9 protein-coding genes and 2 pseudogenes are annotated in these 13,732 nt (G+C 65.6%); 5 read left to right on the forward strand and 6 right to left on the reverse strand.

The window, feature by feature from the left end; genetic code table 11:
* Positions 1 to 22: 22 nt before the first annotated feature.
* The gene (locus ACWDX9_RS25345; RefSeq protein ID WP_449957888.1) at positions 23 to 433 is read right to left on the reverse strand and encodes a hypothetical protein; all 411 of its coding nucleotides are present in this window, start codon (positions 431 to 433) and stop codon (positions 23 to 25) included.
* A 971-nt stretch (positions 434 to 1,404) separates the two neighbouring features.
* Entirely contained in the window at positions 1,405 to 2,160 is a 756-nt protein-coding gene (locus tag ACWDX9_RS25350; protein WP_449957890.1) for a GntR family transcriptional regulator, read from the reverse strand.
* Positions 2,161 to 3,333: 1,173 nt separating this feature from the next.
* On the opposite strand from ACWDX9_RS25350, the gene ACWDX9_RS25355 reads away from it, so the two are divergent.
* The 3 genes from ACWDX9_RS25355 (at position 3,334) to ACWDX9_RS25365 (ending at position 7,429) form a co-directional block, all read left to right on the forward strand.
* Positions 3,334 to 3,777 (forward strand): GNAT family N-acetyltransferase, encoded by a 444-nt coding sequence (locus tag ACWDX9_RS25355; RefSeq protein ID WP_449957892.1) that lies wholly within the window; start codon positions 3,334 to 3,336, stop codon positions 3,775 to 3,777.
* Between the two features lie 994 nt (positions 3,778 to 4,771).
* Entirely contained in the window at positions 4,772 to 5,689 is a 918-nt protein-coding gene (gene dapA / locus ACWDX9_RS25360; protein ID WP_449957894.1) for a 4-hydroxy-tetrahydrodipicolinate synthase, read from the forward strand.
* A 54-nt stretch (positions 5,690 to 5,743) separates the two neighbouring features.
* Positions 5,744 to 7,429 (forward strand): ribonuclease J, encoded by a 1,686-nt coding sequence (locus tag ACWDX9_RS25365; RefSeq protein ID WP_449957896.1) that lies wholly within the window; start codon positions 5,744 to 5,746, stop codon positions 7,427 to 7,429.
* Between the two features lie 1,117 nt (positions 7,430 to 8,546).
* Here the strand turns inward: ACWDX9_RS25365 and ACWDX9_RS25370 are convergent.
* The 3 genes and pseudogenes from ACWDX9_RS25370 to ACWDX9_RS25380 all read right to left on the reverse strand — a co-directional run.
* The gene (locus ACWDX9_RS25370; protein ID WP_449957898.1) at positions 8,547 to 9,323 is read right to left on the reverse strand and encodes an ABC transporter permease; all 777 of its coding nucleotides are present in this window, start codon (positions 9,321 to 9,323) and stop codon (positions 8,547 to 8,549) included.
* Positions 9,324 to 10,078: 755 nt separating this feature from the next.
* Positions 10,079 to 10,843, reverse strand: coding sequence for an ABC transporter permease subunit (locus tag ACWDX9_RS25375; RefSeq protein ID WP_449957900.1), 765 nt, complete (start codon positions 10,841 to 10,843; stop codon positions 10,079 to 10,081).
* 62 nt (positions 10,844 to 10,905) lie between these two features.
* Positions 10,906 to 11,559, reverse strand: a pseudogene (locus tag ACWDX9_RS25380) (ABC transporter ATP-binding protein); the annotation flags it as partial.
* A gap of 113 nt (positions 11,560 to 11,672) precedes the next feature.
* On the opposite strand from ACWDX9_RS25380, the gene ACWDX9_RS25385 reads away from it, so the two are divergent.
* Positions 11,673 to 12,869, forward strand: coding sequence for a sensor histidine kinase (locus ACWDX9_RS25385; RefSeq protein WP_449957902.1), 1,197 nt, complete (start codon positions 11,673 to 11,675; stop codon positions 12,867 to 12,869).
* Entirely contained in the window at positions 12,866 to 13,507 is a 642-nt protein-coding gene (locus ACWDX9_RS25390) for a response regulator (RefSeq protein WP_449957904.1), read from the forward strand. The genes ACWDX9_RS25385 and ACWDX9_RS25390 overlap by 4 nt, the downstream gene beginning before the upstream one ends.
* 23 nt (positions 13,508 to 13,530) lie before the next feature.
* On the opposite strand, the pseudogene ACWDX9_RS25395 reads toward ACWDX9_RS25390, so the two are convergent.
* A pseudogene (locus ACWDX9_RS25395) lies at positions 13,531 to 13,732 on the reverse strand (hypothetical protein); the annotation flags it as partial.

The following is a 13,732-nucleotide window of genomic DNA, read 5'->3' on the forward strand; positions in this document are numbered from 1 at the left end:
GGCAACCTCCGCGTCCGTTGTATCAGCGCGCACCGACAATCTCTGACCTGCGCTTTTGCCTGAAATCCAGCGTTCGTCGCCGGATGGGTGAGATGTGTAAGCCCGGCAAGCGGTCGTCCTCCGTGATCAAGGCGGAGGCGGGCCGCCTCGTCTGCGTGGCGATCCCGTACGGTGCCATCGGCCGCCCGTTCTCCAGCCACCACGTGATCACGTGTACGAACATCCCGCCGGCCGGCGTCGCGACCAGGCCGCTCGATGTGGGGAGCGGGACCAGGTGCTGGGCGACCATGTTCGAGAGCAGGACCGCGTCTTCGCCGCAAACCACGGGCTGCCTTTTGCTGAGCGATGCGCCGTACAAACGCCGAAATTCGGCGACATGTTCAAAGAGCGCGGCCCAGCGCTCGATCGAGGGCCGCTCGTCGTGATCGCCCATACTGCCCAGTAGCGCCGCCATAGCCTCGTCGACGATTTGCTCCGCGAGGTGGTATTTATCGCGATAATTCCGATAAAAGTGGCACGGCTCACCATCGCTCGCTCGGTGATTTCACCCACGGTGAGACGTTCGAACCCGCGTACCTCGATGAGCTCGGCCAGCGCGTCCCGTAGCAGTCTTCGCGTACGGCGGGCCCGGACGTTGTCGGTCGGCTGAGGCAGGGCGGAAGCTCGGGGATGGACCTTGCCGGGAGGCTGTGGTGGTTGGTCAAGAAGTGACCGCCTGTAGCGCTTGGGCGGCGGCTGTGGAGCTTCCTGGGGGATATTGACGGAGATGTACGGGGTATCGCCGCCCCGACTACGTCACTGTCACCCCAGCGAGGCCTCCGCCATGGATCGGTCTCATCCTGGTCGGCGCCGCCCAGCCCATCGTCGGCGTGGGCGCATCGCGGCGCCGTACGCCTGCGGTCCGCTGCTCGTCGGCGACGGCGTCGGCAGCCTTCCACGCCAACTCAGCCAGGCCACGGGCACCAAGTTCACCGCCGGCGCCGTGAACGCGCAGTGCTGCCGCGGTCTCGACGCCGCCTACCTGAGTGAGCGACGATGCGGTTCGCGGCAGGCCGGACGAGGACTTCGATGCGATCCTCAACGCCTACGGCGGTTCGCTGGGTGCGTACCGTCGTCACTTGCTCCCTCGCGGAGGCCGGAGCGTGACCAGGTCTGTGCCGGGATGAGGTTCGAGCTGCCGACGGACCCGGCGTGTGCGCCCGCTCCCACCGTGCTCGCAGAATTCGTGGATCAGGGCAAATAAGCCCGATTGTGGACCGGATTGACCCGCTGGCAAGCCTTGCGGAGGCTCACAGCACCGTCAGAACCGGCTCACCCGTCAAAAGGAGGTGATCGCCGCTGTACCCGGGCTGAGGGGCTCCGGGCGAGAAGGGGCTTCGCCCGGAGACGCCCGTGTCCGAGAGCTCAGACGGGCATGCTGTACGTGACTCTGAACCGGTCGCCTGGAACGACGATGTCGCTCGTCTCGACGGGACGGTCACCTGCCCAATGGGTGCGCTCGATGTGCAGCACGTGGACGCCGGCCGCCAGATCGAGCGCGTCGCTCTCCGCGGGGCGCGGAACCCGGGTGTGCACGCTCTCGACGACTTCAGTGATCTTTACGCCGTGCGCATACATCCTGGCGACCAGGCTCCGCCGCTCCTCCTCGGAGTGGGGGGTGAACTCCAGCGGCTCGTACGACGTGGCGAGCTGCAGCGGTTTGCCCTCGCCGCGAAAGATGTAGTGCGTTCTGGTCAGCGTGGTCGACTCGCTGAGGCGCAGGCGTTTGGCGATGTCGGGCCCCGCTTCGGTTGGTTCGCTGTGCCAGTCCCATGTCACGCGTCTACCCTGCGACTGCAGATCGGCCGCGAACGGGGCGGGGTGATCGAGAAAGCGCCATCGGTAGAGCGGGGTGAGGTCGGGGCGTTCCCTGACGTAATGGCCCGAGCCCACGCGGCCGATGATGAGGCCTTCACCCGCGAGCACGCGTAGCGCGTGCCGGGCGGCGGTCTCTCCGACCTGATATTTACGGGTCAGCTGCGCTCGTGATGGGATCGGCGCACCGGGGGGAAGGGTGCCGTCGGTGATCTGCCGCCGAATGTCTTCGACGACACGCAGGTAGACCGGATCTGAGGTGGCCACTAGTCCATCCCTGGGGGTTCGTGTGAGGCGTTGCCCCATGTTGCCGTATTCGGCAGGTAACCGACCGTCATCGATGGTCGTTGGAGCCCCAACTTTGCGATGGCAGAAAATTATCGGAGAAACCCTGTAACGCCGGTGTAAGAGGGGCCGATTCTCCGGTAGAGGTCGTCGATGTGTGTACCCCCGAGCACATATCGGCGACCTCTTCCAATTCGCGTACTTGGGGCCGCAGCGGCACCCTGACCAGTGATGTGACCTGGCCGAACACGGCTGCTGACCCGGTCCTTCGGGCGCATCCGCACGTCCGGCGTCTGCGATGGGCACAGACCTCGGAAGTCCGGTGAGTGCGCTGCCCCTTGAGCGGTCCTGATCAGTGAGACTCCTGGTCGCACGTTACCTCGTGACGCTCGCGATGGGCGCCGGATTTCGAAACGAGCGGCGCCTGCGCTGTCGCTGGGGTACGCAGTCGTTTGAGTCCGGCAGTGGATGCGGCCACGGAGCGGCGGTGGCTGCGTTGCGTACGTCAATCGGCCTGGCCGTCGGCGGCTGAGCCAGTTGGAGGGCTCTCTTGTGGAGCATGCGATGGACGGGCTGTCGAGGTCCACGGTGGCCGCGATGCCTCTCAAAGCAGCCTCGCTAGTGAGGTGGAGCCTGGTCGGCGCGCTGCCGTGCGAGGCTTGCGGTCAATATGAGCTTTGGAGGTGGGATGGCCGCGTTGCCTGGTTGAGGCGACCTGGCTGGTGAGGCGCCTGGCCGGCCACGATGCTTTGCAAAGGTCTGATAGCGGCGTGGCCTTTGAACGCCAGGTGGATGTGTCGCCGTTCGAGACGTGCACAGACCGTCACCTTCCAGGGTGTGCACAGGCGCTTCGCCGTTCGAGCCATGCAGTGGGCTGCAGTTTTTCGACCGGCCGCGTGCGATGGGTGCGCTGCCATTCGAGGCGCGCGACGGATGCACTGCTGTTCGCTGCGGTGCGGTGGAGTGCACTGTTGTTCGAATGTCTTGCCGCGTCAATGCGTGTGGCGACTGACCATCAGGCGCAAGTGGTCTTCTGATATCACCGCCGAGTGGCCGTACCTCACTGGGCCACTTTTCCCTAAGTTGGTGGCACTGACTCCGACATCAATCACTCTCCAGGACATATCCCGCACTGCCGCGCCAAGCCACAGCTGACCTGTGCTCCTCGGAGATGTCCAAGCAAGAGGAAGCTTCATGATCGACATAGGCAGGCTCCTTCCATCCGACCGGGATGTTTGGGAGGACCTGTTCCGCGCGTACATCGACTTCTATCAGCGTGTCGAACCGGACAAGATGTACGACCGCGCATGGCAGGAGTTCCAGGCGGACACCCGTCTGCACGCCTTCGGCGCGAGGCTGGACGGCAGGCTCGTCGGCATCACGCACTTCTTCACCCACGCGAACACCTCGGCGCCCGACACCGACGTCTGCTACCTGCAGGACCTGTTCACCGCTTCAGAAGCCCGAGGCAGAGGCGTGGCTCGCGCACTGATCGAGGCTGTGACCGCCTGGGCCCGGGAGCGCGGCTGCTCCCGCGTGTACTGGAACACGCATGAGTCAAACGCGACAGCACGCAGCTTGTACGACAAGGTGGCTGAGAACCGAGGTTTCATCAGATACCAGATCGAACTGTCGTAGTAGAAGCCTTGCAACATGACCGGGGCAACCGTGCGCAGGCGGGCTCACCTTTGGAAGCCGGGGGAGCGTAACGGCCGCCGCACTCCTCTGGGGCGTCCGCCAGGGCGGGAAAGTCCCTCGCAACTTCCGCCTGCGGCTTCCCTCCAGACGAGGGTCGTGGGCTGACGGGGATACGCGTCGGGATCACCGAGGCCGGCGGCAACTCGGCCAGCCGGGCGCTGCGGACCCAACCGGTCACCTACGGTGCCCACCGCGGCCTGCTGTGGCTTTGGCCGTCGAATGCGGCGCACTATGCGGGCTGACAGGTGCTTGGCCGCGGTGGGAAGGTCGAGTACCCGGTGCTGCTGTCGGCTGCGGCGGTGGGGTGTGGAGCGCTATGCGGCCTGACGGGCGCTTCGGCTGCCCCTGGGGAGGTTGGGTAGCCGTCGCTTTTCACGATGCTATGCCCGTGACCAGGCCAAACTCGTACACCGCTCTCGTGGACGCGACCGGATGCGGCGCGCTTCGCGATCCGACGGGTGTTTCGGTTACGGCGGGAAGATCGCGTAGGCGGTGCTGCTTTCGCCTATGGCCGTGGGATGCGGCACCCCATGCGACCCGACAGGTGTTTCCGGTTGCGGCGGGAAGGCCCGGTAGCCCGTCCTGCTTTCGGCTGCGACGGTCAGGCGTAGTGCTCTTGGTGGGCCTGCGGGGTGCTTTGGATGCTGCCGCCAAGTCTGGCGCCCTGCCTGGCCCCCATTCGGGCGTGCTTGCCAGGCATGGTGCCCCGCCTGGCGGGCGTGGTGGGTAGGTTAGGTGTGGTGCTGAGCGTGGCCTGCTGGGTCCGTCCCCGTGACTTGACGATCAGTGGACGGGTTCCGATGTCAGGTGAGATGGTTGTCGTCGTCAGGGAAGCCTCTGAGACCCCCGCAAAAGGGGGCAAAAAGCGGCTCCAGGCAGGCAAAGCGGGGTGGCGGCGTCCAATGGATTTCTGAATCCAGGTAGCGTTCGCACTATGGCATCGCCAACTGGAACCACAGACGCGCCCTTCGGCCGCATGCTGACCGCCATGGTCACGCCGTTCACTCCTGACGGCGAGGTCGATTATGTGGCTGTGCGACGTCTTGCCGCCTACCTGGTGGACGAGCAGCGCAACGACGGCTTGATCGTCAACGGGACGACCGGTGAGTCGCCCACCACGTCGGACGAGGAGAAGCAGCGCATCGTCAGCGCCGTCCTCGAGGCGGTCGGCGATCGCGCGACTGTGGTCGCAGGGGCGGGCACCAACGACACCCGCCACAGTGTCGAGCTCGCGAAGCAGGCGGCACGTGCGGGCGCGCACGGTCTGCTGGTGGTGACGCCTTACTACAACAAGCCTCCTCAAGAGGGGCTGTACCAGCACTTCACCGCCGTCGCCGACGCGACCGACCTTCCGGTGATGTTGTACGACATTCCGGGGCGCAGTGGCGTGCCGATCAAGACCGAGACTCTGCTGAGGCTGGCGCAGCACGAACGCATCGTGGCCGTCAAGGACGCCAAGGGTGATCTGTTCGCCGCCAGCCAGGTGATGAGCGCGACCGAGCTGGCCTTCTACTCCGGCGACGACCTGCTCAACCTGGCCTGGCTCTCCCTGGGGGCGGCCGGGTTCGTCAGCGTCGTCGGGCATGTGGTGGGCGCCGAGCTGGCGCGCATGATCCACCTGCACAAGAACGGTGAGGTCTCCCAGGCCCTGGCCGTACACGGCCAGGTGGCCCCTGTGGTAGACGGGATCATGCTGCGCGCCGGTGGCGCGATCATGGCAAAGGCGGCACTGAGCATGGTGGGCGTACCGGTGGGTTCGGTACGACTGCCGCTCGTGGACGCGACAGAGACGCAAATCGCCGAGCTGCGTGCTTGCCTGGTAGCCGGCGGGGTGAAGTTGACAGACGCATAGGAACGGGGAGGAACCGGGAGTTTTGAGAACACGAACTGACCGTGGGGGCCAGGCATGAGCCATCCGCATCCTGAGCTTGGTCCCCCGCCGGTGCTGCCTGATGGCGGCTTGCGCATCGTCGCACTCGGCGGGTTGGGGGAGATCGGCCGGAACATGGCCGTCTTCGAATATGACGGCCGTCTGCTGATCGTCGACTGCGGGGTACTCTTCCCCGAGCCCGATCAGCCGGGTGTCGACCTCATCCTGCCCGACTTCGAATACATCAGAGACCGGCTCGACGACGTCGAAGCCGTGGTGCTCACGCACGCTCACGAAGACCACATCGGGGCGGTGCCATACCTGCTGCGCGAGCGGCGCGATATCCCGCTCATCGGATCGAGGCTCACGCTTGCCCTGATCGAGGCCAAGCTCACCGAGCACAGGATCCAACCGACCAAGCTCGAGGTCGTCGAGGGCGAACGGCACACCTTCGGGCCGTTCGACTGCGAGTTCCTCGCGGTCAACCACTCGATCCCCGACGCACTGGCCGTCGCCATCAGGACGCCTGCGGGCATAGTCCTGCACACCGGCGACTTCCGCATGGACCAGTTGCCGAGCGACGGCCGCCTCACCGACCTCGGCGGTTTCGCCAGGCTCGGCACCGAGGGCGTCGACCTGCTGATGTCCGACTCCACCAACGCCGAAGTGCCAGGGTTCGTCACCAGCGAGCGCGAGATCGGGCCGGTCATCGACGAGGTGATTCGCACCTCCGAACAGCGGGTCATCGTGGCCAGCTTCGCCTCGCACGTGCACCGCATTCAGCAGGTGATGGACGCCGCCGCCAGGCACCGCCGCAAGGTGGCCCTGGTCGGACGTTCGATGGTGCGCAACATGGGCGTGGCCCGCGACCTGGGATATCTCAAGGTGCCGCCGGAGCTGATCGTCGACTCGCGCGACATCGAGGAGTGGCCGCCGCAGGACGTGGTGCTCATCTGCACCGGCTCTCAAGGCGAGCCCATGGCCGCGCTGTCCAGGATGGCCAACCGCGATCATCCGATCCGCATCGCCGAGGGTGACACCGTACTCCTGGCCTCGTCGCTGGTTCCGGGGAACGAGACCGCGGTCAACAAGGTCATCAACGGGCTGACCAGGTGGGGCGCCCGCGTCGTGCACAAGGGCAACGCCAAGGTGCACGTCTCCGGCCACGCGGCCGCCGGCGAGCTCCTGTACGTGCTCAACCTGACCCGCCCGTCGAACTTCATGCCCGTTCACGGTGAGTGGCGTCATTTGCGTGCGCACGCCAAGCTGGCCGCTCTCACGGGCGTGCCCGAGGACCACATCGTGATCGCCGAGGACGGCGTCGTGGTGGACCTGGTCGACGGCCGAGCGAAGATCGTCGGTGCGGTTCACGCCGGGTACGTCTACGTCGACGGCTCGTCGGTGGGCGAGATCACCGACACCTCGCTGAAGGACCGCAGGATTCTCGGCGACGAGGGGTTCATCTCGGTGGTCGTCGTGGTCGACTCCAACACGGGCAAGCTCACCGCCGGCCCCGAGATCCACGCGCGTGGTTCCGGCATCGATCCTGCCCAGTTCGAGGAGTTCATCCCGCAGATCGAGCGAGCCCTCGCGGAGAAGGCCGCAGATGGGGTGGTCGACATGCAGGAGATCCGACGGGTGGTCCGCCGCACGGTGGGACGTTGGGTAAGCGACACCTACCGCCGCCGCCCCATGATCATCCCTGTGATCCTCGAGGTCTGAGCTTTCCCACGGTACGGCAGGCGCGTTTGCCTGCCGTACCCCCGGGGGAGCGGGCGTGGGCCGGGCATCCGACCACGTCGCCTGCTCCTTCGGGAGGCCGACCGAAGGCCGGGCGATTCGCTGCCTTCGCCCCTCCGGGTTAGCGGGACATCCGGCCCGGATGATGCGGTGCCGCTGCCTCTTTGGGGCGCCGGCGGCCTGCACGTTCCGACGACCTTGCTCTCCGGGGTGTGTGCTGGTCGTCAGTAGTCTTTGGTTGTCTCGCTCTCCAGGGTGGGTGCTGGTCGTCACGGGGGATTGCTGGTCTTGCCCTGCGGGGTGAGTCCCGGCCATCACTGGTGCTTGATGGCCTCGCCTTCCAGGGTGGATGCCGGGCATCTGAGATGCTTGGTGGTCTCGCCCTCCGGAGCGGCCTCTAGCGATTTGGGGGACTTGGCGCCGCTGCCCCTCTGAGCGGCCGCAGTCGGCGTTGATGGTTCGGTGCCATCGCCAGTCCAGGTGGCCGCTCAGGGCTGAGGGGTTTGTTGTCCTCGCTGTCCATTGAGTGGGCGCAGGTGTTGTGGATGGTGTGGCATCGTTCGCCGCTCTGGGTGGCTGCTGACGGCTGAGGCATTCGCTGTCCCTGTTGTCCCTGTAGCCCCGTCTGTTTTCATTTGTCCCTGCTGTTCCGGCCGTCCTCGCCACTCGGGAGTGCGACTGATGGCTTTGGCGCTGGTGGGCGCCCCAAGGGGTGGCAGGAACCTTGGCTGCGGAGGGTCGGCGGTGTTGTGAACGGCCCGATTCGTTGGGCGTTGCTGGCTGTCGGAGACGGTTGAGCTCTTCTGGCGCTTTCGTGCGTGGCAGACCGATGGCGTGCTGGTCGGATCGGATGTTGCGGACGACTGGTCTTTCTCGCTTTGCCAGGAAACGGGGAGCCCATGGATCCTGCCGGCGCCTCCGTGCCCGGTGAACGGGCACGCTTGCTTGTCCTGTGGGTGCCGCTGCGACGGTGTTGCGGCGTGTCCTTGGGAGACCGATGATGCGGCGGACGAGTTGCCAGGCGCGTCTGAGGCGAGAAGTGGCGCTCGGCCTGATGCGGTGATGGGGTGGTCGCATCAAAGGCCCCAGGGTGGACATCTCAGGCGTCCCTCCGGCCTACCAGCCACAGGGCCACTGCCAACGGGAACGCTGCGTAGGCGATCAGCACTGCGGCGGCCGCTGCGGGAGATAGAAGGGAGCCGTATACCGATGTGGTGATCAGGTCGCCAGTGATCTCGCGGGGAAGTGCACCGATCATCACAGAGCCGAGGCGTTCGCTCCATGGCTCCGGGATGTTGCCGATGACTATGGGGATCACGTAGACGAGGCCGGCCAAGGTGGCGATCGAGGCGGCGGTCGAACGGAAGAGCGCGCCCAAGCCCAAGCCGAGCAACGCGAACGTAGGCACCGTGAGGCTGATGGCAGCGAGGAGTGGCAGTCGGTCCATGAAGGCGTCGGTGTACGCGCCGGAGAAGCGGTCGCCTATCACCCATCGGGTGACGAAGTAGGTGCCGAAGACCGTCACCAAGCCGATGATCAGGCCCAGCGTGCCGACGATGGCGGATTTGGCGAGGAGGACGGGCCAACGACGCGGGACGATGGTCAAGCTCGTTCTGATCAAGCCGGTCACGTATTCGGAAGTGGTGGCAAGCGTGCCCAGGATGCCCATGCACAGTTGGGGCACGATCACGATCGCCTCCTCCAGATCCGCGATCCGAGCGCCGGGTCGCCGGGCGGCGGGGGCGGTGTCGTACATGTTGGCGGCCATCATGGCGAGTGCGAACCCCAAGACAACCGTGCCTAGGCTGAGGCTGAGAATCAGGTGCGTGGAGCGGAGGGAACGTACCTTCAGCCATTCCGAGGTAAGAACGCTCACGCTTCCGTCCGCTTCGAGCTGAGGATGCCGATGGGGGTACCCATTCTTCGGATGAGTGTGGTCATGCGGGGTGGGTCCGTTCGTGAGGGAAATGCTCCGTTATGCCTGTTCCTGAGGCAGGAGCGTTCGTGCGGACTTGCGTTCCCAGGGCCATTGCCGTGGTGTGGGAACGTTCGGTCAGGTGATGGTGAGGACGCTCGTGCGGCCGTCGTTATAGCGCTTACTGAAGACGCTTGAGCGAGAGTGTGCCGCCGCTCCTCAGGGAAACGCTCACGCAAGTGGCTCTTCCGGCTGCTGGGGGATGCTCATACAAGCGTCCCGTCGTAGGGCGAAAGCATGCTCGTTCGCGCTGTTGCCGCGGTTGGGGCATTCATGGTCGTTGGTTCTTGGTGCGGGGATACTCGAACGATCGTGCGTCCTTCGGGCGAGAGTGTTCATTTCACTGGCTGCTCATGTGGCGAGAGCGGGCTTTGGTGTCCTTGCTCCAGTGCTTAGAGCGGGCTTCGCTGGCGCTCCAGCGGTGAGGGCGGCTTCGCAGCCCGCGCTTCCGTGGTGAGAGTGCGTCTGGGGTTGCTCGATCGTGGCGTAGGGGATGCTCGTCACTTCTGGCGCCGGATACTCCTACGGGTATGTCGGTTCGCGTGGGAGCGCGCCTGTATGGGCGCTCGTTTCGGAGCTGATGGCGCTCTATCGGACCATGTCTTGTTTGTGTGGCGGCGTCTGTGGTGTTCGTTCTGGAAAAGGGGAGGGAGGACTCAGACGTCTCTTCGGTTGAGTTGGAAGTAGCCGATGGCGAGGGCGACGAGGGGATAGGCGAGGAGGGCGGCAAGTGCGGCCCAAGGAGGCAGGAGACCGTCGCCCAAGCGCGAGGAGAGGCGCTGGTCGGCTATTTGGGGGACGAGGTTCGGTAGGAGGAGCGTGGCCACGCGGGTGTTCCAGGGTGGGGGCAAGTAGTTGACGACACCCGGAAGCACGAACAGCAATGCCACGATCGAGACGATTGCTCCCGCTGTTGAGCGAATCGCGGTGCCGAGGCCGAGGCCTACCAGTGCCAGGGCGGTCACCGACAGGGCGGAAGCGAGCAGCATGGGCAGGTCTGAGGTGATCGAGGTGTTGTTGAAGCCCAGCTCGTGACCGCTCGCTATCAAGCGGCTCGCCGAATAAGTGACCAGGAGGACCGCGTTCGCGGCTGTCAACGTGGCCAGGCCGACGATGCCGGCCTTGGCCAGAAGTAATGTGCCGCGTTTCGGGACGGCGATCAGACTGGTGCTGATCGTCCCCGTGGCGTACTCGGAAGTGATCGCGAGCACACCCAGCACCGCCAGACTGATCTGGACGAGCGGAAGGAAGCCCTGCTCTGGGGCCGCTGCCCGCAGCTCACCCCGCTCGTCGGCGAGGCCGCTCACATAGAGCGTCCAGACCACGCCCAGGAGCACTGTGAGGGCCGCCGTGCCCAGCGTCTGGTAGGTGGAGGTCACTGAGCGCAGCTTCAGCCATTCGGCGGAGAGGACCGCTTTCATCGGGATGCTCCGTACTGCACGCTTCCGGCAGTCAGGGCCATGTAGGCGTCTTCTAGCGAGGGATAGCGCGCTGTCAGCTCCGCGACGGTGGCCTCGGCGATCAGCCTGCCGCGGCCCACGATGATGATGCGCTCGGCGGTGAGGGCCATCTCGCTCATCAGATGGCTGGAGAGCAGGATCGTGCGACCTTCGGCGGCCAGAGAACGCATGAGGTCGCGGATCCAGCGCACACCATCTGGATCCAGGCCGTTCACTGGCTCGTCGAACATCAACACGGCCGGATCGCCGAGCAGCGCCGACGCTATGCCGAGCCGTTGTTTCATGCCGAGTGAGAATCCGCCCACCCGTTTTCGGGCCACGCCTGCCAGGCCGACCTGGTCGAGCACCTCGGCCACGCGCGTAGGGCCGATGTCATTGGTGCGGGCCAGGGACAGCAGGTGGTTGTAGGCGCTGCGACCGCCGTGGACGGCACCGGCATCGAGGAGGGCGCCCACCTCGTGCATCGGCTTGGCGATCGACGTGTATCGGCGCCCGTTGACCAGTGCCTGGCCGGAGGTCGGGGCGTCGAGGCCGAGGATCAGGCGCATCGTGGTGGACTTGCCCGCGCCGTTGGGGCCGAGGAAGCCGGTCACGTGACCCGGCTCGACCTTGAACGACAGGTCGTCCACGGCGAGGGTGCCGCCGTAGCGCTTCGTGAGGTGCTGGAGTTCGATCACGCCGTAAAGGATGCGGGACGGCGGGCGGCCCGCGCGTCGGACCACGGTTCGAATCTCAAGGTCAGACCCTGGGTTGACGTGAGGAGACCGCCGCAGCGGCTACCGTTCAACGCGTGGACGACACCCATCCCTTCTTCGCCAGGCGCTTGAGCCGTGGCCAGCTGATCATGCTCGATCTGGCGGCGGGGATGTGCTTTGCGTTTGTCTCTTTCACGGTGGCGGTGAACGCCACCGCGCTGCCGCCCTGGATGAGGATAGCCATCCCTTTCTGGCTGGGGCTGCCGCTGGGGCTGCGAAGACTGTGGCCCCTGCCTGTCTTCTGCTTCACGCTTGTGGTCGCCGTCTTCGCCGCGCTGGTCGACGCCGTGGGGTTCGCCTACCTCGCGCCTGCGTACGCGCTTTATATAGTCGCCCTCTCCGACAGGTTCGGGGCCGTTGTCCCGACGTCGGCCATCGGCGGGTTGAGCCTGGTCACGGTTCTTGGCCTGGCTCTGGCAGGTGCGCCGCGTGACACCGCTCCGGGATGGCTGTTGAATCTCGACCAGCCACTCATGGGGATCGCAGCGCTGGGCGGCGCTTGGACCGTCGGCCGGGCCGTGCAGGAGCGCAGGCTCTACGCGGCCCGCGACGCTGAGCGGTTGGCGGCGCAGGCGGTGACGGACGAGCGTTTACGGATCGCTCGCGAGCTGCACGATGTGGTCACACACAGCGTGGGATTGATCGCCGTCAAGGCCGGCGTGGCCAATCACGTGATGGCGACCAGGCCGGACGAGGCGCATGACGCGCTGCGTGTGATCGAGACGGCCAGCCGGAGCGCGCTGGTTGAGATGCGCTATTTGCTCGGTGTGCTTCGATCTTCATCCAAGCCTGACCTTGTCCCCGCGCCTGGTCTGGCGGGGATCGAAGGGCTGGTGGCGCAGGCTCGGCTGGCCGGGGTCGAGGTCAGGCTCGAGGTACGGATCGGGAACGGCGATGGGGGCGGAGAAGGGGAGCCAGGCAGGCGAGGGCGGATGCCTGAGGGCGTGGGGCTGTCGGTTTATCGCATCGTGCAGGAAGCGCTGACGAATGTCATCAAACATGCCGCGCGCGCTCGCTGCCGGGTGTCCGTGGTCGCCGATGGCAAGAAAGTACGGATCGAGGTGGTGGATGACGGGACTGGCACTCGTACGTCGTCTGCTGCCGGCACCGGGCATGGTCTGATCGGGATGCGGGAGCGGGTCATGATGTACGGCGGGACGTTCGAAGCCGGGCGCCTTTCTGGCCGAGGGTTTCGTGTTTTCGCCGAACTGCCTTATGAGGAGGTCTCGTGATCCGGGTCGTTATCGCCGACGATCAGGCGTTGCTCAGGGGAAGTTTTCGAGTGCTTGTGGACTCCGAACCGGATCTGGCTGTTGTCGGTGAGGCGGCCACTGGGGTGGAGGCCGTTACTGTCGCTTTGGAGCAGCGGCCGGATGTTGTGCTTATGGACGTTCGAATGCCCGAAATGGATGGGATCGAGGCCGCTCGGCGCCTCCGGGATATTTCCCGAGTGCTTGTCGTGACGATGTTCGACCTCGATTCTTATGTCTACGATGCACTGAGGGCTGGGGCTAGCGGATTCCTGCTGAAGGACACGCCGCCTGCGGATCTGCTCGCCGCTATCCGCGTGGTCGCGAGTGGGGAAGCTTTGTTGGCGCCTACGGTTACGCGCAGGCTGATTGAGGAGTTCACGCGTACACCGGTTCTGCCTCGGGTAAAGGGGTTGGACGGGGTTACGGAGCGGGAGCGCGAAGTTCTGATGTTGATCGCGCGCGGCTTGTCCAATGGGGAGATCGCGGAATATCTTCAGGTGAGCTTGGCTACGGTGAAGACTCATATCACTCGGTTGCTGGCCAAGCTGGAAGCTCGGGATCGGGCGCAGCTTGTTATTGCGGCGTATGAGAGTGGGCTCGTATCCGCTGCAGGCTAAATTTGCGCGCGCCCGGGGCCGAGTTACGGAGCTGATGTTGGAGCTGTCGCGCTTGCCAGGGCGATATTGGCGGCCTTGTTTGAGGAATTGGCCGAGGTCTCGGGGGTCAGGGTCTCGGGTGGCGTCCTAGCGAAGTGCGGCGCGGTGGTGAGGTGCGGCGCGGTGGTGAGGTGCGGCGCGGTGGTGAGGTGCGGCGCGGTGGTGAGGTGCGGCGCGGTGGTGGGG

This window comes from Nonomuraea sp. NPDC003201, from assembly GCF_053590415.1.

Bases quoted from the DNA above. Each gene is read 5' to 3' on its own strand.
- ACWDX9_RS25355 (WP_449957892.1), top strand. From the start codon at position 3,334: ATGATCGACATAGGCAGGCTCCTTCCATCCGACCGGGATGTTTGGGAG.
- ACWDX9_RS25365 (WP_449957896.1), top strand. From the start codon at position 5,744: ATGAGCCATCCGCATCCTGAGCTTGGTCCCCCGCCGGTGCTGCCTGAT.
- ACWDX9_RS25345 (WP_449957888.1), bottom strand. From the start codon at position 433: ATGGGCGATCACGACGAGCGGCCCTCGATCGAGCGCTGGGCCGCGCTC.
- ACWDX9_RS25350 (WP_449957890.1), bottom strand. From the start codon at position 2,160: ATGGGGCAACGCCTCACACGAACCCCCAGGGATGGACTAGTGGCCACC.
- dapA (WP_449957894.1), top strand. From the start codon at position 4,772: ATGGCATCGCCAACTGGAACCACAGACGCGCCCTTCGGCCGCATGCTG.
- ACWDX9_RS25375 (WP_449957900.1), bottom strand. From the start codon at position 10,843: ATGAAAGCGGTCCTCTCCGCCGAATGGCTGAAGCTGCGCTCAGTGACC.